Consider the following 25,834-nt stretch of genomic DNA (forward strand, 5'->3'; position numbering starts at 1 on the left):
CAGTTCTCCCGATGACTGTTGCGCAGACTATATTGCCCCGGCTTGCCGATCCGGCGCATCTGGACAGAAGAACCGGCGCCATTGTTTTCCTGGCGTTTGCCGCAGCCTATTTTTGTTCTGCACTGGTGCGAGCCATCACCGCCACCTTGTCGCCGGTGCTGACGCAGGAGTTCACGCTGCATGCGCGCGACCTCGGTTTGCTGGCCGGGGGCTACTTTTTTGGTTTTGCGGCCATCCAGTTGCCGCTGGGGAAATGGCTGGACAAGCATGGGCCCAAACATGTCATCCTGTGGTTCCTGAGCCTGGCGGTGCTGGGCTGCCTGGCATTCTCGATGGCCAGCAGTTTTACCTGGCTGCTGGCTGCGCGTGTGCTGGTGGGCATGGGCGTTGGCGCCTGCCTGATGGCGCCGCTGACGGGTTACCGGCGCTGGTTTGATGCGTCCACCCTGCTGCGCGCCAACTCCTGGATGCTGATGACCGGCTCGCTGGGCATGCTGGCTTCCACCTTGCCGGTGCAGTGGCTGTTGCCGCTGACCGGCTGGCGCGCGCTGTTCTGGATTCTGGCGGCCATGATTTTGCTGGCCATGGTGGCGATCGTCTGGCTGGTGCCTGCCTGGCAGGCCAATACAAAACCCAGGGCCGGGGCGACGGATGTGGAGGCGGCAGCCGCATCCGGCAGTTATTCCGAAATCTGGAAAAACCGCTATTTCCGCAAGATGGTGCCGCTGGCTTTTTTCAACTACGCAGGTCTGGTCGCGATGCAGACCCTTTGGGCCGGTCCCTGGCTCATCAAGGTTTCGGGCTACACGCCCCTGGAGGCGGCCACAGGGCTTTTCTGCATCAACGCCGCCATGCTGGTGACATTCTGGAGCTGGGGCATGGCCAATCCCTGGCTGGCCGCGCGCGGCTGGAGCACCGACCGGCTGGTGACCTGGGGTGCACCCGTCAGCATGGTGCTGCTTGCAGCGAATATCCTGGGCGGATCGTCCACCGGGTGGCAGGGCTGGGCGGTGTTCTGCATGGCAACCAGTGTCATGGGGCTGATGCAACCGGCCGTGGGCATGGCCTTCAGGTCGTCGCTGGCCGGGCGCGCCCTGTCTGCCTACAACCTTGCCATTTTTGCCGGCGTGTTTGTCGTGCAGTGGGGCATAGGCCTGCTGATTGATGCCTTTACCGATATCGGCTTTGCCCAGGTGGCCAGTTTCCAGGCGGCAATGGGGGTGTATTTGTGTTGTTGTATCGCCTCATATGCCTATTTTGTGAGCGTGAAAGCCGATAATTCACCTCAATGAACGGTATTTTCATCATCGCTCACGCCCCGCTGGCCTCGGCCTTTCGGCAGTGCGTGCTGCATGTGTTCCCGGACAATCCCGCAGGTGTGGTGGCGCTGGATGTGCAGCCCAACATGCCGCCGGAAGAAACGCTGGCACAGGCCCGCATCATCTTTGACCAGCTCGGCACCTCGCATGCGCTGGTGCTGACGGACGTTTTTGGCGCCACGCCCTGCAACGTGGCGCAGCGGCTGGTCGATGGCGTGAATTCCAAACTTTTAACCGGCATCAACTTACCCATGCTGCTGCGTGTGGTGTCCTACCGGAACGAGCCGCTGGATGCGCTGGTTGCGCGCGCGCTAACCGGCGCAACCCAGGGCGTGATGCAGGTAGCCATCACCGCACCGCAAAATCAGGCACGTAGAAAACATGATCCAGACCAGCACGACCATCAGCAATAAACTCGGCCTGCACGCCAGGGCGTCGGCCAAACTTACCAAACTGGCCGGCAGCTTTCCGTGCGAGGTGTGGATGACCAAAGGAGAGCGCCGCGTGAATGCCAAGAGCATCATGGGTGTGATGATGCTGGCCGCCGGCATGGGCAGCACGGTCCAGGTTGAAACCAATGGAGCGCAGGAGCAGGAGGCCATGAATGCTTTGCTGGCTTTAATTGCAGACAAATTTGGGGAAGGTGAATGAATGGCCCCCACGCTTTTCACTGCGTGTAATACGCTGCCCCCGAGGGGGCTAATTTTCCTTGGGGCGGCCCGGCGGAAAATCGCTGGTCTTTCTCTTTGAAGGGTGTCGGATGACTTTCTCCGTTCATGGCCTGGCTGTATCTCGCGGTATCGCGATTGGCCGTGCCGTGCTGGTCGCGTCCAGCCGCGCCGATGTGGCGCACTATTTTGTGGATGCGGCCAAAACCGACGAAGAGATCACGCGGGTCCGGGTGGCCCGCAACGCGGTGATCGAGGAGATCACGCGGGTACAAAAAGAGCTGCCGAAAGACGCGCCGCATGAACTCGCGGCCCTGCTGGATGTACACCTGATGCTGCTGCAGGACGAGTTGCTGATCAGTGGCGTCAAGCACTGGATCACCGAGCGGCATTACAACGCCGAATGGGCGCTGACCACGCAATACGAAATCATCGCGCGCCAGTTCGACGACATGGAGGACGAATACCTGCGCGAGCGCAAGGCCGACCTCGAGCAGGTGGTCGAGCGCATCCTGCGGCGCATGAAAGGCGTGCCCTCGCCCCTGCAGCCGCAACAGGTGGTCCGGCAGGCCGGCGCCAGCCGCAAGGAGTCGCAACAGGGCCTGCTGCTGGACGACACCGTGGATGTGCCTTTGGTGCTGGTGGCGCATGACATTTCACCGGCCGACATGCTGCAGTTCAAGCAAAGCCTCTTTGCAGGTTTTGCGACCGATGTGGGCGGCAAGACCTCGCACACGGCGATTGTTGCGCGCAGCATGGACATCCCGGCGGTGGTCGGTGCGCGCAGTGCCAGCCAGCTGATCGAGCAGGATGACTGGGTCATCATTGACGGCGATGCCGGCGTGCTGATCGTTGACCCGTCCCCCATCATCCTGGCCGAATACGGTTTCAAGCAGCGCCAGGGCGAACTCGAGCGCGAGCGCCTGAACCGCCTCCGGCACACGCCCGCGCTGACGATTGACGGCCAGCGCGTCGAGCTGCTGGCCAATATCGAGATGCCCGAAGACACGCTGGGTGCCGTCGCCGCCGGCGCCGTGGGCGTGGGTTTGTTCAGGAGCGAATTCCTGTTCATGGGGCGCGAGTCCAAGGGTCTCGGAAAGTTGCCGGACGAAGAAGAGCAGTACCTCGCTTACCGCAAGGCGATCGAGGGCATGCAGGGCCTGCCGGTGACGATACGCACGGTGGACATCGGTTCGGACAAGCCGCTGGATGGCCGGGGCAAGGCGCAGGACACGCACCTGAACCCGGCCCTGGGCCTGCGTGCCATCCGCTGGAGCCTGGCCGACCCGCCCATGTTTTTGACGCAGTTGCGCGCCATCCTGCGGGCGGCGGCACACGGGCAGGTGAACCTGCTGGTGCCCATGCTGGCCCATGCCAGCGAGATCCGCCAGACGCTGGTGCTGATAGACCACGCGCGTGCGCAACTGGACAACAAGGGTATCGCCTATGGCCAGGTGCGGCTGGGCGCGATGATAGAAATTCCGGCGGCGGCGCTCACGCTCAAGCTCTTTTTGAAGTATTTCGATTTCCTGTCCATAGGCACCAATGACCTGATCCAGTACACGCTGGCGATTGACCGGGCCGATGAAACGGTCTCGCACCTGTATGACCCCTGCCACCCGGCCGTGCTGCGCCTGATTGCGGAGACCATTGCCGAATGCAATGCCCAGGGCAAGGGGGTCAGCGTCTGCGGAGAGATGGCCGGCGACGTGAGCATGACGCGCCTGCTGCTGGGCATGGGCCTGCGCAGCTTTTCCATGCATCCCTCGCAAATCCTGGCCGTCAAGCAACAGGTTTTGCGGGCCGATGCCGGCAAGCTCGCGATCTGGGCCGCGCAGGTGCTGGCCAGCGACGACCCGGCGGCGCTGCTTTAGGGCCTGCTCACGGCCTGTACGCGACCACGTATAGGCCGCGAACAGGCTTTCAGGCCTCCCAGGCCTTTCCCGTCACCAGCCGCCAGGCATTGGCATAGGCAATCTTGTGGCGGGCAGTTTCGCCCAGGGATTCCAGGATCAGCTTTCGCTGGCGAGCCATGGCTACAGGGTAATTTTTCTCAACCGGCGGGCGGTAGTCGCTGGCCGCCACAAAGCGGTCGGGAAATTTTTCCAGCAGGGCTTGCCAGTCCTTGGCCAGCCAGCCGTAGCGGTAAAGCGTGGAATCCTGTGCGCCCGAGGGGTGGTAGATGTTCCCCGGACGTGGCACCGCCAGGTCAAAATGAAGCCCGGGAAAGCGTGTGATGAGCGAGGCGACGTAGTCGGGGCCGTAGGTCTTGCCGCGGTCCGGGTAGCGAATCATGCCCAGATGGCACCAGATGACGAGCGCCTTGGGGTAGCGCGCCAGCATGGCCTCCAGCACCGGCAGCAAGCGGTCTTCAATTTCGTAGTGAATCTGGAAGGCCGTGCCCGTGTCCTCACTCAGCTGGAACAGGGCCTGGCCGGCAGGGCCGTCCAGTGCGATCGTGATGTCGCGTGCATTGTTTCTGGCCTCAACCTGCTCGGGAGACGGGTAATGGCGGAATTCGTGCTCACCCATGGTGAAATAGTTGCCTGTCTTCAGGTCCGCTGCGACGCGGCTCACGAATGCGTCGGGGTTGTTCCACCACCGGGGAAACTCACCACTGCTGGTGGTGGGGATGAAGTAGCCGGGGTATTGGCGGTGCAGCTCCAGCGAAGGCTCCGAGTTCGGTGAGAAGGCGGGGGCAAATGCGATCTGCGCCACGTCCAGTTCGTCCATCCAGGCCACCATCTGCCCGATGTTGGTGGTGCCGGCCACATAGGTTGCCTCCATGTCGATGATGGGCAGGCGGCCTTTGTCGAGGATGGCCTGCAAACGCCGCCGCCAGCCTTCCATGGCGGCGGTGCGCGACGGGAGACCGGCCGGCTGTGCCAGGGTGGTGGCTGGGGAAATCAGGCTTGCCAGTGCAGACGCGGCGCCCGCGCTGTGGTGCAAGAATTTGCGGCGATCCATGTGATGTCCTCCGGGGCTGGCTAGTAGATCAATGTGCCCTGATGGTAATTATTTTTTGCCTGCAGGTGGTGGCCATGTTCCATGGCACGGCCGGCTGGCGCCAAAACCAGCCCCGACGGCAAGGTTTTTGCTATGAAAAATATAGCTGACTGCGACTGTCAATCGCGGAGCGTGGCCATAAAGGGTTTAAAAATCCGGCCAATCGCACCCGGTGTCGGCGAAACAAAGCGAAACACGCCGCAACCTGCCTGAAAACACCTGCGGCCCGCGCACGGGCACCATACAAAGCCTGATCCACTCTTTGCAAGGTTTGTCCATGAAACGCTTCATTAAAAAAACGCTGCTCGGCCTTTTCGGCGGGGCGCTCATCATCGGCAGCCTGGGCGCCTGCTCACAGCGCGGCCCCGGCGGCTGGCATTCGGGCGCCGATGGCTCACCTGAGTTTCGTGCCCGCATGGTTGAAAAGGTAGGCTCGCGGCTGGACCTCGATGCTGCACAAAAGCAGAAGCTGGCGGTGCTCGCCGACAAGCTCCATGCACAACGCATGGCATTGCGCGGTACAAGCGACCCACGGGACAGCGTCAAAGGCCTTTTTGCAGGCAGCAAGCTCGACCAGGCCGGCGCCAAAAAGCTGATTGAAGAAAAGACTGCGGCCATCCAGTCCGGCAGCCCCGAGGTGATCAGCGCCGCTGCTGACTTCTTCGACAACCTGCGCCCCGAGCAGCAACAAAAAGTGCGTGACTTCATGGAGCGCGGCCGCCGTTGGGGCTACCGTGGCTGAGTCGTTGCTGGCGCTGACGGGCCGCGTGCCGCAAACGCGAGGCCCTGCAAGCCGCGCTCACGTCGAGAATGCAGCTGCGCCGGGCAGCGCGACCGGCGGTGTGCGTTGGTTGCTGCGCCTGGAAGGTCTGGCCTTCTTTGCGATGGCCGTGGCCGCATACGCACAACTGGATGCAGGCTGGGGATTTTTCGCCGCGCTCTTCCTGCTGCCGGACCTCTCATTCCTGGCCTACCTGGCCGGACCGCGCATGGGCGCAGCAGCCTACAACGCCATGCACTCCTGGGCCGGTCCGTTGGGTTTGCTGGCGACGGGCATGCTGGCCGCTCCGGAGCTCACCGCAGTCGCGCTGGTCTGGTGTGCGCACATCGGTTTTGACCGTGCGCTTGGCTATGGACTGAAATACGCCGCAGGTTTTGCGCAGACCCACCTGGGCCGTCTGGGTCGCGCCGACCCATGGTGAACAGCGGGATTGTGCGGTTACCGGTTTTTTATGTTCTTATGATGGCCACATGCCCCGCATCCTCCTGATCGACGACGACGAACACCTGGCCGCACCGCTGGCGACGTACCTGGCGCGTTTTGGGCTGGTGCTCGACAGCGCCCTGCGTCCCGGCCAGGGGCTGGCCCTGTTGCGCACCGGGGCTTATGACGCGGCCATCCTCGATGTCATGCTGCCGGAGATGGACGGCTTTGCCCTGTGCCGCGAGATCCGCAGGGAAAGCGACATTCCCGTCATCATGCTGACCGCCAGGGGCGACGTGATGGACCGTGTGGTCGGGCTGGAGCTTGGGGCCGACGATTACCTGCCCAAACCTTTCGAGCCGCGCGAACTGGTGGCGCGCCTGCAAACCATATTGCGGCGCCAGCGTGCCGCGCCTGTGCCGGCGCAGGGCCAGCGCCGGGTGTTCCAGGGCCTGGTGGTGGACCTGGAAACGCGTGAAGTCCTGCGCCAGGGCGAGCGGGTCGAACTGACGGGCACGGAGTTCGAGCTGCTGGCCCTGCTGGCCGCAGAGCCCGGCAAGGTGTTTGGCCGCGACGACATCCTGAACCGGCTGCGCGGCCACGAGGCCGAGCTGTACACCCGCGCGGTCGACATCGTAGTGAGCCGGCTGCGCAAGAAGCTGGAGCCGCTGGACTGCATCAAGACACTGCGCAACGCCGGTTATACGCTGGCGGTCGGCACGGCGGAAGCGTCGTGAGGGAAGGGCGCAACCCGGGGCTCCGGCGAGGGCGCTGGCGGCATCGCTGGCGCCATTCGCTGCGCCTGCAATTGATCACCGTTTTTGTGCTGCTGGCGCTGGCCATGGGCGCCGTGTTCTTGGGCGGCATGCAGCGCGCTTTTTCGATAGGCTGGCGCGACGCGGCCAGGCCGCTGGTGTCCGACTATATGGACCGGCTGGTGGCCGACCTGGGAACGCCGCCCGATATCGCCCGTGCGCAGGCGCTTGCGGCCAGGCTGCCGATTGCGATCAGTATTGAAGGGCCGCAGGTGAACTGGAGGTCCCAGCCCGGCCGGCAGGGTTTTGAGGCGCGTACCGGTGACTGGCTCAGCCGCCGCACGGCCGATGGCCACCGCGTGAGTTTCGGCCTTGGCAGCGCGCCGTGGCAAAAAGGTCCGCATGCGGTTGGCTGGATCACACTGGCCTTGCTGCTGGCGCTGGTGCTTGCCGCCTATGCCTACGTGCGCCGCCTGCTCAGGCCGCTCGACGACATACGCGCGGGGGCCGAGCGTTTTGGGCGGGGCGTATTTGATGCACCGATTCCGTTGCGCCGGCGTGACGAACTGGGCGACCTGGCGCAACGCATCAACACCATGGCCCACGACATCGAGGGCATGCTCGATGCCAAACGTGGGCTGTTGCTGGCCCTGAGCCACGAACTGCGCTCGCCGCTGACACGCGCCCGCCTCAATGCCGAGCTGCTGCCTTCCACGCCGGACGGCAGCGGGGCCGGCGAGCGCGAGCGTGCGGCGCTGCTGCGTGACCTCAATGAAATGCGCGACCTCATCAGCGACCTGCTGGAGAGCGAGCGGCTGGCCAGTCCGCATGCCGCCCTGCAGCGTGAGCCGGTTGACCTGGCCGCGCTGGTGCGTGAGACGGTGGCCGACATGCCGGGCGCAGGGGCCGTCACGCTCGACCTGGCCGAGGGTATGGCTGCGATGGCCCTGGACCGCACCCGCATGCGCCTGCTGGTGCGCAACCTGCTCGACAACGCGCTGCACTACAGCGCAGACGCATCGCAGCCGCCGCGCATTGCGCTGTATGCGCAGGACTGCGCCGCGGTGCTTGATGTGCGTGATTTCGGCCCCGGTGTGGATGCAGCCCAGCTGGCGCGCCTGACCGAACCCTTTTACCGCACCGACAGTGCACGCCAGCGCGCAACCGGCGGCGTGGGCCTTGGCATGTATCTGTGCCAGCTGGTGGCACAGGCGCACGGCGCGCAGCTGGAGGTGCGCAATGCCGAGCCCGGCTTGCGGGTGCAGGTGCGGCTGCCGCTTTAGCTAGCGCTGCCGCGCGCGCGACCCCAGCAGCGCGGCGCCAATGATCATCACGGCCGCCAGCGCAATGCTCCCGCTCAGGGCCCGGCCGCTCACCAGCATCAGCAGTGCCGTCGAACCTACCGGCGCCAGGTAGCTCAGGATGCCGGTCTGCCTGGCACCGCCTTCAGGCACAACAGATATTGATTTGACACGCTCCATTCGGTGCTTGCCCTTGCATGCTTTTTGGGCAAGAATCACAAATTGATACAACTCGTCAGATGCCTTGTGAACGAACTCATCGCGGCAGAAAACAGCGCAAACCCACTTGCGATAGCGCCACAAAAAGGGTCATCTATGGCTCTGGCGACTGGCATGAACGGCACTAAGCCTGTGTGTGCAAGACAAGATCGACAAACAAGTGCAAAACGGCGTCAACGAAAGTCGCACACCATCATGATCGCCTGCAATACCGGTTTTGCGCCGGCTGCGCCAGGTATGTTGTATCGGCGCACCTTAAAAAAGACCCGCTGTATTCCGATGCATTTGGGCGGTTCTGGTTTCTGTTGAAGAAGTGAAATGAAAAAATGATCAAACAGTCAAAGTGGATTTTTATGGGTGGCGTTGTATTTGCCTGTGCTTTTGCCGCAGCACAACCCAACGAAAGAATACAGGGGCGGGGTGAGAACCCGGTTTCCAGCAAGGGGGTCGTGACGGGCACAAAAGGGGTGTATGCCGGCGACCTGGTGGGCGGCAAGCGACAGGGCCAAGGCACGTTGCGGGCCAGGAGCGAAGACGGGTCGGAAGAAACTTACGTCGGCAATTGGAGTGATGACCGTAAAAACGGAGTTGGCGTATTAAAAACATCGGCCTTCACTTACGAAGGTGAATTCAAAAATGACCAGCCGAATGGCAAGGGCATACAGAAGTTCGTGAATGGCGATAGTTATGAAGGCGAATGGGTCAATGGCAGGCGCCAGGGTTTTGGTACCTATCGCTGGGCGAACGGGGTGATGTCTGAAGGAGACTGGTTCGAAGATGAGAGAAGCGGTTTTAACTTTCGAACTGCGCGTGATGGCGAGGTCAATGCTGAATACTTCGTCAAGGGCGTCAAGGCGCTGGCGTCCGGCGACTTGCGGTCACTGTCAAATCGTCCCAATGGATGCAACGGCCAGTTTGACGGCTGGATATTGCTGGCAGGAACGTGTACCAGGCAAGGTTTGGCGAAGGATAAAAATGGAAACATTCCCGCCCTGAGCCACCGCGAAACCTTTGATCGACTTCAAATTAACGACAAACAGGGCGTGCTGACTCTTTTCCGTCAGGGGATCGTTATCGAAGGCCCGCTGCGCGAACCATTTAACTTTGTCTCTGCAGCGATCAAGCGTCCTGTGCTGGCTGCGGACGGCAAATCCATCGCGTGGCTGGTGGAGTATTCAGGGCCCATGCAAGGCTTGGCCATGCATGGGCCTGGCAAATGTGCATTGCCCGCCGGGGGGATGGAGGACTGCACGATGAACGAAGGGCAAAGGGTGACTGCTTCGATCGCGGTGCCGGTCCTCATCCCGACCGAAAGTAAGCGTCCTGGTGCTGCGCTTGCCGCAACAGGCGTAGCGGCCGATCCTGCTTCCAATCCCATAAATCGTGGCAATGACAGCCAGGTGCCGGCGGTGCAATCGGCTCCCGCTCCTGACAAGGACCTGAGTCGGACAGAGTTTGCCGCTTTGCTCGCTTCATGCGACAAGAAAGAAGTGAAAAGTTGCGTAGCTGCCGCCAAAAAAATTCTTGCCAATGAGGCGCTACCTGATGTGACGGATCCTGACTCCAGGCAGCGGCTTGCACTGGACTTGCTCGATAAAGCCATTGCGGTTGGCAGCGTCGATGCAATGAATGCCGAATTCGATATTTTTGATACGGTGAAGTTGCCATCGGCAATCGCATTTTTATGGCTGCAACGACAGGTAGGTTTAATCAGTGAACTTGAAAAGGCTGACGAAGACTCGGCGAAGCTTCGCATCGCGTATCACAACTTGACAACGTCGAATCCATTAAAAATGGTATTTGGAGCGATAGACGGGCGCATGAATGCTTACTGCAATCAATTAAGGCTGATCAGGGCCAAAGGCGATTTGCCTGCAACCGATAGTGCCTATGTCGTGAAAGCCCTGGATACAACGTATTGCAAGAAATAGGATCACGCATACGGTACCTTTTTGCTGGAACAAGCCCGTGACAAAAAACACACTGAAAATCAGTGATGCGCTTTTCAGCGGCGAGTGAATGCAAGCCCCGGGGGAAAAGACTCCAGAAATAAACAGGGGGTCCAGGACGATGCCGGTATCCAGGCTTGCAATTCACGGTTAAACCATATTCAACACCTTGCAGGATAAGAAATGAGCATTTCACGCTTTGCTTCAGTTATGGCCGGCTGCCTGTTTTCCACATTGGTTTTTGCCCAGTATGGAGGTTCCGGTAATACGCGGCAACAACAGCAGCAACAGCAGAGAGCCGAACAGCAGCGTGAGGCCGAGAGGGCACGTCAAGCCGAACAGCAACGTGAGCGCGCTGAAAGGCAGCGTGAGGCGGAAAGAGAACGTCAGGCCGAACAGCAACGTGAGCGTGCTGAAAGGCAGCGCGAGGCTGAGAAAGAGCGTCAAGCCGAGCAACAGCGCCAGCGTGCCGAGCAGCAACGTGAAGCAGAAAAGCAGAGCCAGCAACAGCGAGCCGAGCATCAGCGGGATGCTGAGAGAACGCGTCAGGCCGAGCAGTTGCGTGAGCGCGCCGACAGGCAGCGTGAATCGAAGAAAGACAATCAGGCAGAAGTCCAGAGACAGCGTGCTGAACAGCAGCATGAGGTAGAAAAGCAGCGTCAGCAGCAGCGTGTGGTACAGGAACGTGAAGCCGAAAAAGAACGTCAGCAACAACAGCGGTTGACACAAGCGCGAGAAGCAGAGAAAGAGCGCCAGGCTGAACAACTGCGTGTGGCGCAGGAGCGCGATGCCGAGAGGGAACGTCAGAAGCAGCGCGTAACGCAAGAGCGTGAGGCCGAAAAAGAACGCCAACAGCAACGTGTGACACAAGCGCGAGAAGCAGAGAAAGAGCGTCAGGCTGAAAAGCTGCGTGTGGCACAAGAACGTGATGCTGAAAGAGAACGTCAGTCGGTGGTGCAGCGCCAACAGTTGCAGCAGCAGAGCCTGGGGAAATCACAACTACAACAGCCTCAACAACAGCCTCAACAACAGCCTCAACAACAGCCTCAACAACAGCAACAGCAACAGCAGCAGCAAAATCCACTCGCCCGGTCGGGTTTGCCTCCCGGCGTGGTTGGTTCCATAGCGGACCCGAATCGTGTCGGCATCCAGGCCAGTGGCGGACTGGCGGCGCGGGCGCAGCTATACACGCCGCCACCGACGTCCGGTCGGCCCCAGGTTGGGTATGGCGACAATGCCTATCGTCCGACCGGGACGCCGCCGCGCGACACCTCAAATGAGGGTACGCAGTCAGCCGGGAACCGCTTGATGCCGCAGACCTTGCAATCAGGGCAGGCATCGACCGATGTCAACAGGCAGCCCGGAAAGGTATTTGCAGGTTATCAAACGCCGGTTGTCACCATGTCTCCATCGCAACTGACATGTCCGCCACCCAGCGTGCTTAGCGGCAATCGTTGCGTTGCGCCGTCCGTTGCGAGTAATGATGCTAATGCTTCGACGAACGCTGCTGGCGGGTCAGGCGGTAAGGCTGGTTCCGCGGGTGGTGGCACGACTGGCACCCAACCAGGCTCCACCAGGAGGAATCCCGGGAAAGACGCTGCAGGCTGTGTATCTGACACTAACGGCGTATTGACCAACAACTGTGGCGCGAAGATTTTCGTTATTTATTGTGGCGATCTCATGTATTCAAAGAAGACATGTGGCAGCGGCTCCAAGGGACAGTTTTTTACCCATTCAAATAATCTTGATTCGGGTGCGAAGGAGACTATCCATCAAAAAAGCGGCGGGCATTACAGGTGGGCAGCCTGCTTCGGAGGCATATCTTTTGGGAACGATGGGGAATATGTCGATACGCCACAAGGCGGGTATACATGCCTGGAGCGATGATGCCTCAGGCAGAAATTCAATTGCTTTACGGTGTTTTGTGTTCTGACATGACAGGCGGCATCACCAGATTCGTCAAGAGTCATACAGGGGGCTTTCGCTTGAGAACGCCCGGATGCCGGCGGGCAAGCACCGCACGGCGCTGATTTACTTCGCGCGGGTTCCCAGCACCGCAGCGCCCACGATCATGAGGGCTGCGACAGCGATGCTCCAGTTCCAGGGCCGGCCGCTAACCAGCATCAGCAACGTGGTTGATGCCAGCGGTGTGATGTAGCTCAGGATGCCTATCTGCCGGGCGTCACCGAGTTTGAGCGCCCTGTCCCACAGGAAAAAAGCCGCACCCAAAGGGCCCAGGCCCATCAGCGTCAGCAACAGGGCGTCGCGCAGGTTCAGGTTTGCAGCCGGCTCCAGCGCGCAATGGCACAGCAGCGAGAGCAGGCCGGATACCAGTCCAAACAGGCCTATGGCCGCGGTGGGGAAATTCCTGCCCGTCAGCGCCGCGCGTTTGGTCTGCAGGGAGTAATTGGCCCAGATAAGCGCCGAGCCCAGCGCCAGCAGGTAACCCCAACTGGCGTTCCAGGCCTGCCCGGTGCTTTCGCGCCCGCCCAGAATGGCAATGGCTGCACCGGAAAAACCCAGCAATGCGGCCAGGACATGCGCGCTGCGCAGCCGGATGCCGGGCAGGTACAGCGGCGCCAGGACCACGATAAACAGCGGCCAAAGGTAGTTGACCAGGTTCACCTCGACGGCGGGCGCGATGCGCAGGCCGATGAAGAGCAGGAAATGAAACCCGAACAGGGTGAAGACGCCCAGCGCCAGGGTTTGGGGCGCAACAGCCCATTGCCGCCTGTCCTTGACCACGAAGGGCAGGGACAGAAGGCTGCCGATGATGAGCGCCAGGCCTGTCAGCAGAAAGGGCGGCACATGTTTGAGCGCGACACCCAGCGAGGAGAGCATGGCCCACAGCGCGATGGCGCCCAGTGCATATAAATTGGCTGGCATGGCAGCAAGCATAGAGGCCGGCAGCGGTTCCCGTCGTCGCACAACAACGCCTTGTTGTCGTGCAACGACGGTCCTGCGAGGTGCGCGGGCTCGTCCTACAGGATGTCCCGGTAACAAGCTTCACGCTTCAGGCGCGTGGCAGACACACTAAGAGAAGGGCTTGCGGTTGAAATGGTGTTGCAAATGTTTTCAACGAAGCCCTCAAGGAGACCCTTCATGAAAAAGCTTTCCATCCTCTTGTTGTCCCTGATTGGTTTTATGGCCTTGTCAGGCTGCGTGGCCTACCCGGCTTATGACGGGCATGGGCCGCAATACCGCGGCGGTCAAGGTTATGGTGGTGGTGACCGCGATCGCGACGGCGTGCGCAACCGTGATGACCGCAGGCCTAACGACCCCAACCGTTATTGATTTAACTGAGGCAATGCGCGCCCGACCGGCTGTCGCCTGAGCGCGGCCGTCAGCGCCGAGGGCGACTGGTAGCCGCAGTGCTGCGCCGTTTCGGCGACACTCATGCCGTGGCTGCGCAGTTGCACGGCCAGCAACAATCGCTGCCGGCGCAGCCACTGCATCACGCTGAGACCGGTTTCCTGACGGCAGCGCACGGCAAACTGCGTGGGGCTTAAAAAAACCTGCGCGGCCAGTTGCGCCACTGTCAGGCGCTCATGCAGGCGCTGCTGCGTCCAGGCAGTCAACTGCGCCCACGCGATGGGGCGTTGGTGGCGCAGGGCTGGCGGCGTGGGCCGCAGCGGCTGCCAGGCCTCCAGTAGCAAGGCCGGTCCATGGTGAAGCGCCAGGCTGCTGCGCTGCCGCAGGGCTTCGGCCAGGTAATTGCCCAGTGCCAGCACTTGTGTGGTTTTTGCCGGGATGCCGGCGCAGCGGGCCCAGTCCGCTTGCGTGGTGTCCAGCACCAGGCAGCGGCTGCCCAGGCGGGATTCAAAGTCGTGGTGTTCGCCGGGCGCTATGACGCAACCGTCGCCTGCGGCGATAAGCTGACCGTGTCCCTGTACCTCGATTTCAAGCGTGCCCTCCAGCCCGAGCAGCACCTGGAAATGATCATGCGCATGGCTGCCATGCGACGCGCCGTAGCGGCGCAGTGACAACGATGCTGGCAATGCCTGACGGGTTGTATCCATGTGCGGGGATAAATGAGTTCCAGAACCCTCATGGTATTGCAGCCTGGACCGCCTGTCCGCGTCTGTTTCCGGTCGGTGTGTGTCCTCTTGTGCATCCTCTGAAACGCCCGGTCATGGGAGATGAATTCGGCCGCCCCCCTGTTGCTTATGAAGTCAAACACCCATCTGGTCACTACAGGCACCCAGCGGCTCCAGCAACGCGGTCAGGTCATCCTCGCTCAGCATGGTTTCGCCGCGCGCCGTTGCATCGCTGTAAAGGCCTTCGGCGAGTGCGGCCTTGCGCTCCTGCAGCGCGAGTATGCGTTCTTCAATCGTGCCCTGCGCCACCAGCCGGTAGACCAGCACCGGCTGGGTCTGGCCCATGCGGTGGGCACGCGCCGTGGCCTGTTCCTGCACGGCCGGATTCCACCACGGGTCGTAGTGGATCACGGTGTCGGCCTGCGGCAGGTTCAGGCCGGTGCCGCCGGCCTTGAGGCTGATCAGGAACAGCTTCACCTCGCCCGAGGTGAATCTATCAATGATGGCGTCGCGGTTTTGCGACTGCCCGGTGAGCTTGACCCAGCGCATGCCGCGTTCGGCCAGCGCCTCCTCGATCAAGGCCAGCATGCCGGTGAACTGCGAGAACAGCAACACACGCCGGCCTTCGTCCAGCATGCGGGGCAAGGTCTCCATCAACCAGTCGAGCTTGGCTGAGGCGGGTACAACAGCGCCGGTTGATGAGGCCGAGGAGCTTGGCAGGAGGCGAGGGTCGCAGCACACTTGCCGCAGCCGCACCAGGGCTTCCAGGATTTCGAACTGCGAGGAGCCCAGGCCCTTGTTGGCCAGCGCATCACGCACGGTTTTTTCGGTCGACAGGCGAATGCTTTCGTACAGGTCGGCTTGAGCGTCGTCGAACTCGACACTGGCTACCACTTCCTGTTTGTCCGGCAGGTCGGTGGCGACCTCGTGTTTGGTGCGCCTCAGCATGAAAGGTGTGATGCGGCGGCGCAGCTGGGCCAGGCGTTCGTTGTCAGCCTGTTGTTCAATCGGCGCGCGGTACAAGGCCCGAAAACGCGCAGCGCTACCCAGGAAGCCCGGCATTAAAAAGTTGAACAAGCTCCACAGCTCGCCCAGGTGGTTTTCCATGGGGGTGCCCGACAGGCAAAGCCGGTGCCGCGTGTTGAGTTCGGCCGCGACGCGTGCGGCCTGGCTGCTGGCGTTTTTGATGTGTTGCGCTTCGTCCAGCACCACGAGGTGCCAGGCCTGCTGCAGCCAGTGCGCACGGTCGCGCTGCAGCAGCGAGTAGGGTGCAATCACGATATCGCAGCCGCCCATGCGCGCCGCGGCGCGATGACGCTTCTGACCATGCACCACAATCACGCGCAGGCCTGGAGTGAAACGTGTGGCTTCGCGCCGCCAGTTGCCCATCAGGCTGAGCGGTGCCAGGATCAGTGTTGGCCGATCCAGGCGACCGGCTTCTTTTTCACACTGGATGTGGGCCAGGGTCTGCAGCGTTTTGCCCAGGCCCATGTCGTCGGCCAGGATGCCGCCCAGGCTGTGGGCACGCAGGAACTGCAGCCAGCGCAGGCCCTGCAGTTGGTAGGGGCGAAGTTCGGCCTTCAATCCGGCGGGCGCAGGCATGGACGGCAGGGGCGCGCCGCCGGTTAGCGGCCTGAGTGCATCCAGCAGGTTTTGTGCGCCTTGCCAGACCGGGTTGTCGCCAGCGGTTTCGTGCAGCGCGATGCCCAGCCGCAAGGCCTCCAGTCGCGACAGGCGCAAGCTGCCTTCGTGAAAGGCGCTACTGGCGTCCTTGTGCTGCGCACGTTCGGCCAGGATATCTAGCAGTGCCTGCAGCCAGGGCCGCAAGGGCTCGCAGGGCAGGCGCCAGTAGCTGCCGTCCTGCTGGCGAAGGTAGATGTAGGTCGGCAATTGCAACGTGACCAGCGGTCGGCCCGTGTTGTCGGCCGTGCCGCTGGCGGCCAGGCCCAGTTGCGCCAGCAACTCGGGCAGCAACGGCAGGACGTTGCGGCGCTCGCCGTTGATGTTCATGCCCAGCGAGAGACGAAACCACTGGGACGCACTGTTGCCCGTGGCACCTATATCGGCGAGGTCACCCGCGTCGTTCTCCATACGTGCGTCCAGTCTGTCGGCCCGCGCGATCCAGCTTGCCAGTCCGGGCGCTACGCTTACCTCAAAGCCGGCGGCGCGCAACATCGCGAAATCGTCGTCCAGCCACTGCAACCAGGCTTGCTGCTGGGCCATGGAGATAAAGGTCCGCAGGAACTGGCCACGTGCATCGCCGGCCAGGCCGAGTTTGTGCAGCGCGCGGTCTGCGGCATGTTCGGCGGGCAGGTCGCGGTAGAGCAAGGTCTGCTCACCGGCAACGGCGGTTTCGATGCGTACCGGGTTGTGGTCGTTGAGCGCGTAGTGAAACAGGCCTGCGTAATTGAAACGCAAGGTGGCGCAAAACAGGCCGCGTTGCTCCACCAGTTCCGGTGGAACGGCTTCGATATGCAGGTGCGGGATGGGCGCGGGGCCGGTCGGCATGTCCGCCGGTTCAGGTAGCGGCAATGCCGGTGCTTTGGCTGTGTCCGGGGCTGGGTCGCCAAAGAGGTCTAGGGAAGGACCGCTTGGAAAACGTTGACTGGAGGTGGGGCCGACAGGCGTTTCCTGCGAGGTGACAGGATCAAGGGGCGCGGAGGGTTCGTTGCGCAACACGCTGAAAAGATCACCGACGCCTGCGGTGATAGGCCGGGGCGAAGGTTTGGCGAGGGCGTCGTCCGGGTTAACCGTGTTGGCCGACTGGTAAGCGGCCTTGACGGCCAGCGCGGCGCTGTGCCGGCAGTTGCGGCTCACACCGCAGTTGCATTGACCGCTGAAAAAAGTGATCTCGCCGTCGGCCGAGGCTTCGAGTTCGGCCGTGACCTCATGGCGTAGCGCGGTTTTGCCGCCGGCGCGCACCGTGCCGGCCAGGCTCCATTCGCGGGTGTTGACGCGGCTGATGCTGCAGTCTTCCACCTGCTGGCTGCGGTAAAGCGCCAGGCCGGTTTCGAAGCTGGCTTTGGAAAACTGCGCGGACAGCGAGGCCAGGTTCAGCCGTAGCCCGTCCCCGCTCAAAGGTTGGGCTGGGCGACGGCGGTGAACTGGTCCAGTACGCCGGCCGGCCTGTCCGACACGCCTGCGGCATGGGCCTGTTCGTCTGCGTGGTAGCTGCTGCGCACCATGGCGCCGACGGCGGCGTGGGTAAAGCCCATTTTGTAGGCTTCGGCCTCAAACATCTTGAAGGTGTCGGGGTGCACATAACGACGCACAGGCAGGTGGCTGGTTGAGGGTGCCAGGTACTGGCCGATGGTCAGCATGTCGATGTCGTGTGCACGCATGTCGCGCATGACCTGCAGGATTTCTTCGTCGGTTTCACCCAGGCCGACCATGATGCCGCTTTTGGTCGGCACGCCGGGGTGCAAGGCCTTGAATTTTTTCAGCAGGTTCAGTGAAAATTGGTAGTCGCTGCCGGGGCGGGCTTCCTTGTAGAGGCGTGCCGTGGTTTCCAGGTTGTGGTTCATCACATCGGGTGGCGCGGCCTTCAGGATTTCCAGTGCGCGGTCGTCGCGGCCGCGGAAGTCGGGTACCAGGATTTCAATCGTGGTGCCGGGCGAGAGCTCGCGAATCTTCTGGATACATTCCACAAAATGGCCGCTGCCGCCGTCGCGCAAATCGTCGCGATCCACGCTGGTGATGACCACGTATTTGAGTTTCAGTGCGGCAATGGTCTTGGCCAGGTTCAGCGGCTCGTTCACGTCCAGCGGATCGGGCCGGCCGTGGCCCACGTCGCAAAATGGGCAGCGGCGTGTGCACTTGTCGCCCATGATCATGAAGGTCGCCGTGCCCTTGCCGAAGCATTCGCCGATGTTGGGGCAGCTGGCTTCTTCGCACACGGTGTTGAGCTTGTTCTCGCGCAGGATCTGCTTGATCTCGTAAAAACGGGTGGTGGGACTGCCGGCCTTGACGCGAATCCAGTCGGGTTTTTTCAGCACTTCGCCCTGCACGACCTTGACCGGAATACGCGACAGCTTGGCCGCAGCCTTTTGTTTGGCCAGGGGGTTGTAGTCTTCAGTGCTCTGGATATCGCGTACGACTTCTGTGGTGCTCATGGTTTGTTTCGTTGTGTGTGCGGCTTCAAGGCGCCAGATACGTGCTGAGCTTTTGGCCCAGCACATCCGCAACCTCTTGCCAGCTTGCCGATACGCCGATTGTAGAAAGGTCTGTAGTTTTCAGCCCGGCATAACCACAAGGGTTGATGCGCGTGAAGGGCTCCAGGTCCATCGCGACATTGAAGGCCACGCCGTGGTAGGTGCAATGCCGGCTGACCTTGATGCCCAGGGCCGCAATTTTGCCCAGGCCGCGAAAAGGGTCTGTCGGGTCCAGCGGGCCGCTGAGGGCAGCGTGTGAGGCCGGATCATCCATACGCACATAAATGCCAGGCGAGCCCGTGACGCGGTGCCCGGTCACGCCAAAATGCGCAAGCGTCTTGATCACGGACTCTTCGATCCGGTAGACGTATTCCTTGACGTAATAGCCCGCGCGTTTGAGGTCTATCAGCGGGTAAGCCACCACCTGTCCCGGCCCGTGGTAGGTCACCTGGCCACCGCGGTCGGTTTGCACCACGGGGATGTCGCCGGGGTTCAGGATGTGGTCGCTTTTGCCCGCCAGGCCCTGGGTGTAGACCGGGTTGTGCTCACAAATCCATAGCTGGTCGCGCGCATTCTCATTGGGCCTCAGGCCGATTTCATCTGTTTTTTGGGCGTTTCTGCTGCCTGTAAAGGCTTTCATGGCCTCAAAAACTGGCAAATAGTCGACCCGGCCCAGGCGGCGTACATCAGGCTGCATGCAGGATTTCCGGAGTGCGTCTTGGCCCTAGAGCACCACTTTGACCATGGGGTGCGTGCTCAGTGTGCGGTACAGCTCGTCGAGCTGCTCGCGGCTGGTGGCTGTGACGGTGATGGTCACGCCCAGGTATTTGCCGCCCTTGCTTTCGCGCAGCTCTATGGTGGAGGCGTCGAACGCCGGGTCGAACTGGTGGGCGACATGGGTGATCGCCGTGACAAGGCCGTCCGTCTTGATGCCCATGACCTTGATGGGGAACAGCGACGGGTAATCGATCAGCGAGTCCTTGCGCGCGGGTGCTTCCGGCGTGAGGTCGGGATCGGGCGTGTTTTCAACGGAAGAATTCATGGCTGGGTTTCCTGTTTGGCCTGCTGGTATGCAGCGTATAACTTTGTATAGATGGGGCCGGGCCGGCCTTTTCCCAGCCCATGGCCAACCGGCTGGCCGTCAAGCAGGGTAATCGGCAGCACTTCCTTGGTGGCGGACGACAGCAGCAGTTCGTCGGCGTCCAGCACCTCGGCGCGTGTGATGCGGCGCAATTCAAAGGGGATGCCCGCTGCGCGGCACATTTCTTCAATCAGGCCGTAACGTATGCCTTCAAGCACCAGCCTGTCTTTGGGTGGTCCCATGACTTTGCCGCCCTTGACCGCCCATACGTTGCTGGCGGCCGCCTCGCTCAGATAGTCGCCCCGGAACATCACGGTTTCCAGCGCCCCGGCGTCCACGCTGATCTGGCGCGAAAACACCGCGCCCAGCAGGCTGGTGCTCTTGATGTGGGCCTTTTCCCAGCGGAAGTCGTCGGCCGTCACGCAGGCCACACCCTCGCTGCGCTGCTGTGCGGTCGGCAGCTTCATGGCGTTGGTCATGACAAACACCGTGGGCGTGAGGCCGGGCAGCATGGGGTGGTCACGCATGGCCACGCCCCGGCTTACCTGGATGTAGATGATCTGGTCGTTTTTTGCATCATTCAGGCCCCTGGCCTCCGTACCTAGAGCGTAGTCAGCTACTAATTTTGTAGCAATTTCACGCCATTGGGCATGTGTCAAGGGGTTGCTGATGCGCAACTCGGCGAGGCTGCGGTCCAGCCGTGCCATGTGCTGCGCAAAACGAAACAGCTTGCCGGCGTAGCAGGGCACGACCTCGTACACGCCGTCGCCAAAAATGAAGCCGCGGTCCAGTACGCTGATTTTTGCGTCCTTGAGTGCGGTGTATTCGCCATTGAGGTAGCAAAGTGAATCTGGCAATGATGGTGTTGTCATGGCAGGGGCCTCAAAAGTCAGTGGCAGGAATCAGCGCTTGCGTCGTTTGAACCAGATGCGCAGGCGCCAGGCGAGCTTGACGCATACATAGGCCAGGGCGCCGCCGCCCACGGCAAAAATACCCATGCCAAGTATGGCAGGGCCGCCAAAAGATGCCATCCAGGCCACCACGCTTTCGCTTTCGGCCAGTGGCGCTGGCGGCGGGGCGTCGATAAGCAGGCTGCCGGTCTGGTAAGCCAGCCAGAGCCAGAAACTCACTGTAAATGGGTTGGTCAGCAATGTCGCGCCAGCCGCGACCGGAATATTGGCGCGCCACCAGACACTGTGCGCCACCGCCGCCACGGTTTGTGCGAAGGGAATGGCGAACGCCCAGAAAATGCCTATGGCCGCCCCGCGCGCCACCGCCTCGTGCTGTAGGTGCCACAGCCGGGGCTCCAGCACGCGGTGCGCAACGGGTTTGAGCCAGCGGTTGCCTGCCAGTGTCTCGCGGGTCGGAATGGCGGCCTTCCAGTGCTCAGTCCACTGCGCGTCCTTTTTCGGGGTTTTTGGGGCCTTTGCGGGTTTGGGTGTTTTGTCTGCCGTCATGGTTTGGTTCGGGGCTGTAACAGGCGGGTCTCGCCAATCGCCATCACGCTGAAATCGGCATCTTGCAGGCCTTGTGCGATGCGCGCCGTAGCAAGGTCTTTGGGCGGCTGGTCCAGCGGTTCGTCGGTCAGCTCGAAGGTGCCCCAGTGCACGCCCACGCTGCGTTTGGCACCCAGGTCCTTGTGGATCTGCACGGCCTCGGCCGGATTGACGTGCTGGCTGGCCATGAACCAGCGTGGTTCATAAGCGCCAACGGCAATCAATGCCAGGTCAAAACCACCGCCGTTGGCCGCCGTCTGGCGGTCTGCAAACCGCGCGCGCGTGTCGGTGAAATCCTTTGAGTAACCGGTGTCACCGCTGAAATACCACTGGAGCTCGGGCGCAAATACCGCATAACCGCCCCATAACGTCTGGCTGCGGTCGCCAAAGCCGCGGGCCGACCAGTGCTGCACCGGCGTGAAGTTGAACTCCACGCCTTTCACGACCTGTTTGTCCCACCAGTCCATCTCGACGACCTGCTTGATGCCCAGGTCGGTGAACCATGACTTCATGCCCAGCGGCACCAGGAACAGCGTCGGGCTGCCGGCGGCTGCCGAGCGTGCGGCGATGTCCAGGACGGAGGCCTTGTCCAGGTGGTCGTAGTGGTTGTGCGAGATCAGCACCACATCGATCAAGGGCAGGTCGGCCAGCGCCACGCCGGGCGGCTGTGCGCGTTTGGGACCCAAAAATGAAAAGGGGCTGGCGCGCTCCGATAAAACCGGGTCGGTGAGCACGTTCAGGCCGCCTGCCTGCACCAGCATGCTGGCGTGACCTATCCAGGTAATAGCCGGTGTTTGGAGCTGGTCATTTGCCGGCTTTGTGTAGTTCCTGATGGCTGTCAGGTCCGGTGCCTGCGTGGATACAGGCTGCGCCGGCAGTTTCGGCAAACCCTGCTGGCGCCGTTCAATTTGCCATTGAACCAGCTCGCTGAACTTCTTGTTGACCGAGCCTGCGTAGTTGTTCTTGAATCCGCTGGCCGTATGGTGCGGTTTTGCCGGGTCGTAGTCGGGGTTTACGGCAGTGCAAGCCGCCAAAAGCATCAGCCAAAGACTGGCAAGTGCTGTACGCACGATATGCATGGCCCCGCAACTCCTGTGTCAGACCAGGAAAATGACTGCGGCAATCGCCAGCGCGCCCAGTACCAGGTTGATCATCGCCAGGCTGGCGATTTGCCCGACACGACGGCCGCCTTCTGGCCAGTCGGAGGCTGTGACAGCAAGCTTGAGGCGGCGAAATGGCCCGAAATACAGGTGGCCGAACAGTGCGAACATCAGAAGGCCGATGCCGAACATCAGGTGCCAGCCCATGGGTGCGTTTTTCGTCCCGACGCGCAGCAGCATGGCCAGGCCGGTCACCAGCAAAATGGCAATGGCCGGCCACACCATCGCAAAAAAACGCCGCAGCACCTGCGTTATCAGAGGCAGCCGCTGCGGCGGTGCAAGTTGCTCGGCTGCGGCCGCGCGCAGCGCAAACAGCATAAAACCGGCGCCGCCCAGCCAGGTGATGGCGGCGGCGATGTGCAGGAATTTCATCAGGGCAGACATGGCGGGTCCTTGTTTTTGCTTTGATCGGATGCGGGCCCGGGGCGATTGCTTGCCCGGTTCTCCTATTGTGTACGAGTCCCTGCCCGTGACCCACAACAGCCTGAAAGCCATGCGGTCATGGCGTGCTTTCAAACCGGCTTAGAGGGTTTTTCGGGATGCTCAGGGGTTTCTACGTATAATCAGGGGCTTTGCTAAATACGGCTTGCGTAAACCGCTTGTAACTGCCCTGTAACCTTCCTGTAATTTGTGATGCACAAAATAGAAGATTCGGCAGCCAATCCGGCGGGAGTGGCAAAAGCGCCTCGGCAAAATCATCCAGCAGAGGATGTTGGTGCCGGGGAAGAGGTTTTCAAGCCCCTGAGCCGGGAAGAGGCCCAGAAGCTTCGCGAGGCGAAGCCTTCAATATCCCCCTGGGTGGTGTTGTTGGGTCAGTTGGTGGTTGGGGTTCTGGTGGCGTGTGCCGCCTGGGGTCTGACCGGGCAGCAAAGCAAGGGCTGGTCTGCGCTGTATGGTGCGCTGGCTGTGGTCATTCCGGGCGCCCTGTTTGCGCGTGGTTTGATGAGCAAGGTGTCTTCGATGAATCCGGGTGCTGCGGTGGCCGGATTTTTCATGTGGGAAATGGTCAAGATTGGCCTTGCGGTGGCCATGTTGTTCGCCGCGCCCCGGATAGTTTCGGATTTGAGCTGGCCGGCCATGCTGGTTGGCCTGGTAGTGACAATGAAGGTGGTTTGGCTGGTGCTGTTGCTCCAGCCCAAACTGAAGAAGTTAAGCGTAATCTAAATAAAGAGTTGAGAGATGAGTGAATCTTCCGGAAACGCTTTGACCGCTGGTGAATACATTGGTCACCATCTGACGCATTGGCAAAACAAGCCAATGAGCGGCGTCATCGATTTTTCGGTCTACAACATTGACTCGATCATCTGGGCCGTGCTTTTGGGTGTTGTCGGCAGCCTCTTTTTGTGGCTGGCAGCGCGCAAGGCCACGTCCGGCATACCTGGCCGCTTCCAGGCTGCGGTAGAAATCCTGGTCGAAATGGTCGACACCCAGGCCAAGGGCATCATCAAAAACGCCCAAAGCCGCAAACTGGTCGCCCCCCTTGCGCTGAGCGTGTTTGTCTGGATTTTCCTGATGAATGCCATGGACTTGTTGCCGGTCGACTTCCTGCCCAAGGTCTGGGCATGGGCCTATGGCGCGGCTGGCCATGACGCGAGCCACGCCTATATGCGCTCTGTGCCTACTGCCGATCTTTCAACCACGCTGGGCCTGTCTCTGTCCGTGCTGGTGGTCTGCATCGCCTACAACATCAAGATCAAGGGCGCGGGCGGCTGGGTGCATGAACTGTTCACCGCGCCGTTTGGCAATCACCCGATTCTGTGGCCCGTCAACTTCCTGATGCAAATGATTGAGTTTGCCGCGAAGACCGTCTCGCACGGCATGCGGTTGTTCGGCAATATGTACGCTGGCGAGCTGGTGTTCATGCTGATCGCACTCATGGGCGGTACTGCCGCCATGTCGATGTCGGGTGTCCTGCTGCCTATCGGCCATATCCTGGCTGGAACGGTCTGGGCCATCTTCCATATTCTGATCATCACCTTGCAGGCCTTCATCTTCATGATGCTGGCACTGGTGTATGTGGGCCAGGCCCACGATCACCACTAGGTTTGTTGTCGGTCTGGTTTTCTTTTTTCCTTTTCTTTTGTTAGTTTGTTAGTCAACTTAAATCCATAGGAGCTTTTAAATGGAACACGTACTCGGTTTTGTCGCTTTGGCCGCTGGCCTGATCATCGGTCTGGGCGCTGTTGGTGCCTGTATCGGCATCGGCATCATGGGTAGCAAATACCTCGAAGCAGCTGCACGCCAGCCTGAGCTGATGAACGAACTGCAAACCAAGATGTTCCTGCTTGCAGGTCTGATCGACGCCGCATTCCTGATCGGTGTTGGTATTGCGATGATGTTCGCGTTTGCCAATCCTTTTGTGCTGAAGTAATCGTCACAACCCCGACAGAAAGGCGTTGCCGTGAGTATTAATGCAACCCTGTTCGTCCAGGCGATCGTTTTCGCGATCCTGGTGTGGTTCACAATGAAATTTGTGTGGCCGCCCATTACGAAAGCGCTGGACGAACGTGCCCAAAAAATCGCCGACGGCCTCGCCGCTGCCGACAAGGCCAAGTCTGAACTCTCCGTCGCCAACAAGCGCGTTGAAGAAGAACTGGCCAAATCGCGCAACGAGTCTGCCGTGCGTCTGGCCGAGGCTGAGCGCCGTGCGCAAGCCATGGTTGAAGAAGCAAAAGCCAAGGCAACCGAAGAAGGCAGCAAGATCATTGCCGCCGCCAAGGTTGAAGCTGAGCAGCAGACCGTCAAGGCCCGCGAGACCCTGCGTGAGCAGGTTGCCGCACTGGCCGTCAAGGGTGCCGAGCAGATTCTGCGCAAGGAAGTCAATGCCGGCGTGCATGCTGACTTGTTGGGCCGCCTGAAGACTGAACTTTGACTGAACCCAAGCGAGCATCACTATGGCCGAACTAGCCACCATTGCCCGTCCCTACGCTGAAGCGCTGTTCAAGACCGCCGGGGCTGACCTCGCGGGTACGGCTGTCTGGCTCGATGAGCTGGCCGCCATTGCTTCCAACGAGCAGTTGCAGCAGTACGCGGGCAATCCCAGCGTGACCGCCGCGCAGACGTTTGACGTGATTTCCGGCGTGGCGAAAGCCCAGTTGCCGGAAGCCGCCAAAAACTTCCTGCGCGCCGTGATCGATAACGGGCGCATCAGCGTTCTGCCGGAAATTGCCAGCCAGTTCCGCGCCCTCAAAAACGCACAGAGCGGCTCGTCCGACGCCACCGTCTACAGCGCCTTTGCGCTCGACGGCGCGGCGCTGGCCGATCTGGCGGCAACGCTGGAAAAACGCTTCGGCAGGAAGCTCAACCTCAAGGTGGAGCTGGAGCCTGAACTGATAGGCGGCGTACGTGTCGTGGTGGGTGACGAGGTGCTGGACACCTCGGTAAAAGCCCGTTTAGAGCAAATGAAAGCAGCGCTGATTTCGTGATGTTGCGCTCCGCGCTCAACCTCAATTTTTAGTCCAGCTTTTAGCCAATAACCCAAGAAAGAA

Annotated in this window: 29 protein-coding genes and 1 pseudogene; 17 read left to right on the forward strand and 13 right to left on the reverse strand. The window is 61.2% G+C overall.

Features of this window, described 5'->3' with window-relative positions:
- The first annotated feature begins 11 nt into the window (after positions 1-11).
- The 4 genes from ACFQND_RS16060 (at position 12) to ptsP (ending at position 3,861) form a co-directional block, all read left to right on the forward strand.
- Positions 12-1,292 (forward strand): MFS transporter, encoded by a 1,281-nt coding sequence (locus ACFQND_RS16060; RefSeq protein ID WP_371439295.1) that lies wholly within the window; start codon positions 12-14, stop codon positions 1,290-1,292.
- Complete coding sequence (locus tag ACFQND_RS16065; protein WP_371439294.1) at positions 1,289-1,732, forward strand: PTS sugar transporter subunit IIA; 444 nt, start codon at positions 1,289-1,291, stop codon at positions 1,730-1,732. Before ACFQND_RS16060 ends, ACFQND_RS16065 begins: the two co-directional genes overlap by 4 nt.
- Positions 1,701-1,970 (forward strand): HPr family phosphocarrier protein, encoded by a 270-nt coding sequence (locus ACFQND_RS16070; RefSeq protein WP_371439293.1) that lies wholly within the window; start codon positions 1,701-1,703, stop codon positions 1,968-1,970. The genes ACFQND_RS16065 and ACFQND_RS16070 overlap by 32 nt, the downstream gene beginning before the upstream one ends.
- Before the next feature lie 109 nt (positions 1,971-2,079).
- On the forward strand, positions 2,080-3,861 hold the full coding sequence (ptsP, locus tag ACFQND_RS16075; RefSeq protein ID WP_371439292.1) for a phosphoenolpyruvate--protein phosphotransferase: 1,782 nt from the start codon (positions 2,080-2,082) through the stop codon (positions 3,859-3,861).
- 49 nt (positions 3,862-3,910) lie between these two features.
- Here ptsP and ACFQND_RS16080 read toward each other — a convergent pair whose 3' ends face one another.
- Positions 3,911-4,954 carry an amidohydrolase family protein gene (locus ACFQND_RS16080; RefSeq protein ID WP_371439291.1) on the reverse strand — a complete coding sequence of 348 codons (1,044 nt, stop codon included), beginning with the start codon at positions 4,952-4,954 and terminating at the stop codon, positions 3,911-3,913.
- A gap of 316 nt (positions 4,955-5,270) precedes the next feature.
- Between ACFQND_RS16080 and ACFQND_RS16085 the strand changes: the two genes are divergently transcribed.
- From ACFQND_RS16085 to ACFQND_RS16100, 4 genes are read left to right on the forward strand one after another with little or no spacing between them, the layout of a single operon-like run.
- Complete coding sequence (locus ACFQND_RS16085; protein ID WP_371439290.1) at positions 5,271-5,735, forward strand: Spy/CpxP family protein refolding chaperone; 465 nt, start codon at positions 5,271-5,273, stop codon at positions 5,733-5,735.
- Positions 5,692-6,195: a DUF4260 domain-containing protein gene (locus ACFQND_RS16090; RefSeq protein ID WP_377414133.1), complete on the forward strand. Its 504-nt coding sequence runs from the start codon at positions 5,692-5,694 to the stop codon at positions 6,193-6,195. The genes ACFQND_RS16085 and ACFQND_RS16090 overlap by 44 nt, the downstream gene beginning before the upstream one ends.
- Positions 6,196-6,244: 49 nt before the next feature.
- Positions 6,245-6,934: a response regulator transcription factor gene (locus tag ACFQND_RS16095; protein WP_377414136.1), complete on the forward strand. Its 690-nt coding sequence runs from the start codon at positions 6,245-6,247 to the stop codon at positions 6,932-6,934.
- Positions 6,931-8,235: a HAMP domain-containing sensor histidine kinase gene (locus ACFQND_RS16100; RefSeq protein WP_371439287.1), complete on the forward strand. Its 1,305-nt coding sequence runs from the start codon at positions 6,931-6,933 to the stop codon at positions 8,233-8,235. Before ACFQND_RS16095 ends, ACFQND_RS16100 begins: the two co-directional genes overlap by 4 nt.
- Here the strand turns inward: ACFQND_RS16100 and ACFQND_RS16105 are convergent.
- A pseudogene (locus ACFQND_RS16105) lies at positions 8,236-8,397 on the reverse strand (EamA/RhaT family transporter); the annotation flags it as partial.
- Positions 8,398-8,499: 102 nt separating this feature from the next.
- Between ACFQND_RS16105 and ACFQND_RS16110 the strand changes: the two are divergent.
- Both ACFQND_RS16110 and ACFQND_RS16115 read left to right on the forward strand, forming a co-directional pair.
- Complete coding sequence (locus ACFQND_RS16110) at positions 8,500-8,781, forward strand: hypothetical protein (protein WP_371439286.1); 282 nt, start codon at positions 8,500-8,502, stop codon at positions 8,779-8,781.
- A 17-nt stretch (positions 8,782-8,798) separates the two neighbouring features.
- A complete protein-coding gene (locus tag ACFQND_RS16115) occupies positions 8,799-10,403 on the forward strand; it encodes an MORN repeat-containing protein (protein WP_371439285.1) in 1,605 nt (534 codons plus the stop codon).
- A 222-nt stretch (positions 10,404-10,625) separates the two neighbouring features.
- Here ACFQND_RS16115 and ACFQND_RS16120 read toward each other — a convergent pair whose 3' ends face one another.
- A complete protein-coding gene (locus ACFQND_RS16120; protein WP_377414140.1) occupies positions 10,626-11,132 on the reverse strand; it encodes a hypothetical protein in 507 nt (168 codons plus the stop codon).
- On the opposite strand from ACFQND_RS16120, the gene ACFQND_RS16125 reads away from it, so the two are divergent.
- Positions 11,094-12,308 (forward strand): hypothetical protein, encoded by a 1,215-nt coding sequence (locus ACFQND_RS16125; protein WP_377414143.1) that lies wholly within the window; start codon positions 11,094-11,096, stop codon positions 12,306-12,308. The genes ACFQND_RS16120 and ACFQND_RS16125 overlap by 39 nt on opposite strands.
- 144 nt (positions 12,309-12,452) lie before the next feature.
- Here ACFQND_RS16125 and ACFQND_RS16130 read toward each other — a convergent pair whose 3' ends face one another.
- Positions 12,453-13,307: a DMT family transporter gene (locus ACFQND_RS16130; protein ID WP_371439282.1), complete on the reverse strand. Its 855-nt coding sequence runs from the start codon at positions 13,305-13,307 to the stop codon at positions 12,453-12,455.
- Positions 13,308-13,523: 216 nt separating this feature from the next.
- Here ACFQND_RS16130 and ACFQND_RS16135 point away from each other — a divergent pair, with 216 nt between their 5' ends.
- Positions 13,524-13,715, forward strand: coding sequence for a hypothetical protein (locus tag ACFQND_RS16135; RefSeq protein ID WP_371439281.1), 192 nt, complete (start codon positions 13,524-13,526; stop codon positions 13,713-13,715).
- Here the strand turns inward: ACFQND_RS16135 and ACFQND_RS16140 are convergent.
- The 9 genes from ACFQND_RS16140 to ACFQND_RS16180 all read right to left on the reverse strand — a co-directional run bounded on the left by ACFQND_RS16140 (position 13,709) and on the right by ACFQND_RS16180 (position 22,730).
- The gene (locus tag ACFQND_RS16140) at positions 13,709-14,440 is read right to left on the reverse strand and encodes a helix-turn-helix transcriptional regulator (protein ID WP_371439280.1); all 732 of its coding nucleotides are present in this window, start codon (positions 14,438-14,440) and stop codon (positions 13,709-13,711) included. The genes ACFQND_RS16135 and ACFQND_RS16140 overlap by 7 nt on opposite strands.
- Before the next feature lie 153 nt (positions 14,441-14,593).
- A complete protein-coding gene (locus ACFQND_RS16145; protein WP_371439279.1) occupies positions 14,594-17,536 on the reverse strand; it encodes a DEAD/DEAH box helicase in 2,943 nt (980 codons plus the stop codon).
- Positions 17,533-18,570 carry a lipoyl synthase gene (gene lipA / locus ACFQND_RS16150; protein WP_371439278.1) on the reverse strand — a complete coding sequence of 346 codons (1,038 nt, stop codon included), beginning with the start codon at positions 18,568-18,570 and terminating at the stop codon, positions 17,533-17,535. The genes ACFQND_RS16145 and lipA overlap by 4 nt, the downstream gene beginning before the upstream one ends.
- A 25-nt stretch (positions 18,571-18,595) precedes the next feature.
- Complete coding sequence (lipB, locus tag ACFQND_RS16155) at positions 18,596-19,306, reverse strand: lipoyl(octanoyl) transferase LipB (RefSeq protein WP_371439277.1); 711 nt, start codon at positions 19,304-19,306, stop codon at positions 18,596-18,598.
- A 27-nt stretch (positions 19,307-19,333) separates the two neighbouring features.
- Entirely contained in the window at positions 19,334-19,651 is a 318-nt protein-coding gene (locus ACFQND_RS16160) for a YbeD family protein (RefSeq protein WP_371439276.1), read from the reverse strand.
- Positions 19,648-20,562: an aminotransferase class IV gene (locus tag ACFQND_RS16165; protein WP_371439275.1), complete on the reverse strand. Its 915-nt coding sequence runs from the start codon at positions 20,560-20,562 to the stop codon at positions 19,648-19,650. Before ACFQND_RS16165 ends, ACFQND_RS16160 begins: the two co-directional genes overlap by 4 nt.
- 30 nt (positions 20,563-20,592) lie before the next feature.
- The gene (locus ACFQND_RS16170) at positions 20,593-21,147 is read right to left on the reverse strand and encodes a DUF2062 domain-containing protein (RefSeq protein WP_371439274.1); all 555 of its coding nucleotides are present in this window, start codon (positions 21,145-21,147) and stop codon (positions 20,593-20,595) included.
- Complete coding sequence (locus ACFQND_RS16175) at positions 21,144-22,265, reverse strand: MBL fold metallo-hydrolase (protein ID WP_371439273.1); 1,122 nt, start codon at positions 22,263-22,265, stop codon at positions 21,144-21,146. Before ACFQND_RS16175 ends, ACFQND_RS16170 begins: the two co-directional genes overlap by 4 nt.
- 18 nt (positions 22,266-22,283) lie before the next feature.
- Positions 22,284-22,730, reverse strand: a complete 447-nt coding sequence (locus tag ACFQND_RS16180; protein WP_371439272.1) for a CopD family protein — start codon at positions 22,728-22,730, stop codon at positions 22,284-22,286.
- Positions 22,731-22,979: 249 nt separating this feature from the next.
- Between ACFQND_RS16180 and ACFQND_RS16185 the strand changes: the two genes are divergently transcribed.
- The 5 genes from ACFQND_RS16185 (at position 22,980) to ACFQND_RS16205 (ending at position 25,771) form a co-directional block, all read left to right on the forward strand.
- Positions 22,980-23,510: an ATP synthase subunit I gene (locus tag ACFQND_RS16185; RefSeq protein ID WP_371439271.1), complete on the forward strand. Its 531-nt coding sequence runs from the start codon at positions 22,980-22,982 to the stop codon at positions 23,508-23,510.
- Between the two features lie 15 nt (positions 23,511-23,525).
- The gene (atpB, locus tag ACFQND_RS16190; protein ID WP_371439270.1) at positions 23,526-24,389 is read left to right on the forward strand and encodes a F0F1 ATP synthase subunit A; all 864 of its coding nucleotides are present in this window, start codon (positions 23,526-23,528) and stop codon (positions 24,387-24,389) included.
- Positions 24,390-24,468: 79 nt separating this feature from the next.
- Positions 24,469-24,717 carry a F0F1 ATP synthase subunit C gene (gene atpE, locus ACFQND_RS16195; protein WP_011481294.1) on the forward strand — a complete coding sequence of 83 codons (249 nt, stop codon included), beginning with the start codon at positions 24,469-24,471 and terminating at the stop codon, positions 24,715-24,717.
- Between the two features lie 30 nt (positions 24,718-24,747).
- Entirely contained in the window at positions 24,748-25,218 is a 471-nt protein-coding gene (locus ACFQND_RS16200; protein WP_371439269.1) for a F0F1 ATP synthase subunit B, read from the forward strand.
- A gap of 22 nt (positions 25,219-25,240) precedes the next feature.
- Positions 25,241-25,771, forward strand: coding sequence for a F0F1 ATP synthase subunit delta (locus ACFQND_RS16205; protein WP_371439268.1), 531 nt, complete (start codon positions 25,241-25,243; stop codon positions 25,769-25,771).
- The last annotated feature ends 63 nt before the right edge of the window (positions 25,772-25,834 follow it).

Source organism: Polaromonas aquatica (assembly GCF_042659145.1).
In the GTDB taxonomy this organism is placed as follows: Bacteria; Pseudomonadota; Gammaproteobacteria; order Burkholderiales; family Burkholderiaceae_C; genus Polaromonas; species Polaromonas aquatica.

Bases quoted from the DNA above. Each gene is read 5' to 3' on its own strand.
- ACFQND_RS16060 (WP_371439295.1), top strand. From the start codon at position 12: ATGACTGTTGCGCAGACTATATTGCCCCGGCTTGCCGATCCGGCGCAT.
- ACFQND_RS16065 (WP_371439294.1), top strand. From the start codon at position 1,289: ATGAACGGTATTTTCATCATCGCTCACGCCCCGCTGGCCTCGGCCTTT.
- ACFQND_RS16070 (WP_371439293.1), top strand. From the start codon at position 1,701: ATGATCCAGACCAGCACGACCATCAGCAATAAACTCGGCCTGCACGCC.
- ptsP (WP_371439292.1), top strand. From the start codon at position 2,080: ATGACTTTCTCCGTTCATGGCCTGGCTGTATCTCGCGGTATCGCGATT.
- ACFQND_RS16080 (WP_371439291.1), bottom strand. From the start codon at position 4,954: ATGGATCGCCGCAAATTCTTGCACCACAGCGCGGGCGCCGCGTCTGCA.
- ACFQND_RS16085 (WP_371439290.1), top strand. From the start codon at position 5,271: ATGAAACGCTTCATTAAAAAAACGCTGCTCGGCCTTTTCGGCGGGGCG.
- ACFQND_RS16095 (WP_377414136.1), top strand. From the start codon at position 6,245: ATGCCCCGCATCCTCCTGATCGACGACGACGAACACCTGGCCGCACCG.
- ACFQND_RS16115 (WP_371439285.1), top strand. From the start codon at position 8,799: ATGATCAAACAGTCAAAGTGGATTTTTATGGGTGGCGTTGTATTTGCC.
- ACFQND_RS16130 (WP_371439282.1), bottom strand. From the start codon at position 13,307: ATGCCAGCCAATTTATATGCACTGGGCGCCATCGCGCTGTGGGCCATG.
- ACFQND_RS16135 (WP_371439281.1), top strand. From the start codon at position 13,524: ATGAAAAAGCTTTCCATCCTCTTGTTGTCCCTGATTGGTTTTATGGCC.
- ACFQND_RS16140 (WP_371439280.1), bottom strand. From the start codon at position 14,440: ATGGATACAACCCGTCAGGCATTGCCAGCATCGTTGTCACTGCGCCGC.
- lipA (WP_371439278.1), bottom strand. From the start codon at position 18,570: ATGAGCACCACAGAAGTCGTACGCGATATCCAGAGCACTGAAGACTAC.
- lipB (WP_371439277.1), bottom strand. From the start codon at position 19,306: ATGCAGCCTGATGTACGCCGCCTGGGCCGGGTCGACTATTTGCCAGTT.
- ACFQND_RS16160 (WP_371439276.1), bottom strand. From the start codon at position 19,651: ATGAATTCTTCCGTTGAAAACACGCCCGATCCCGACCTCACGCCGGAA.
- ACFQND_RS16165 (WP_371439275.1), bottom strand. From the start codon at position 20,562: ATGACAACACCATCATTGCCAGATTCACTTTGCTACCTCAATGGCGAA.
- ACFQND_RS16170 (WP_371439274.1), bottom strand. From the start codon at position 21,147: ATGACGGCAGACAAAACACCCAAACCCGCAAAGGCCCCAAAAACCCCG.
- ACFQND_RS16175 (WP_371439273.1), bottom strand. From the start codon at position 22,265: ATGCATATCGTGCGTACAGCACTTGCCAGTCTTTGGCTGATGCTTTTG.
- ACFQND_RS16180 (WP_371439272.1), bottom strand. From the start codon at position 22,730: ATGTCTGCCCTGATGAAATTCCTGCACATCGCCGCCGCCATCACCTGG.
- ACFQND_RS16185 (WP_371439271.1), top strand. From the start codon at position 22,980: ATGCACAAAATAGAAGATTCGGCAGCCAATCCGGCGGGAGTGGCAAAA.
- atpB (WP_371439270.1), top strand. From the start codon at position 23,526: ATGAGTGAATCTTCCGGAAACGCTTTGACCGCTGGTGAATACATTGGT.
- atpE (WP_011481294.1), top strand. From the start codon at position 24,469: ATGGAACACGTACTCGGTTTTGTCGCTTTGGCCGCTGGCCTGATCATC.
- ACFQND_RS16205 (WP_371439268.1), top strand. From the start codon at position 25,241: ATGGCCGAACTAGCCACCATTGCCCGTCCCTACGCTGAAGCGCTGTTC.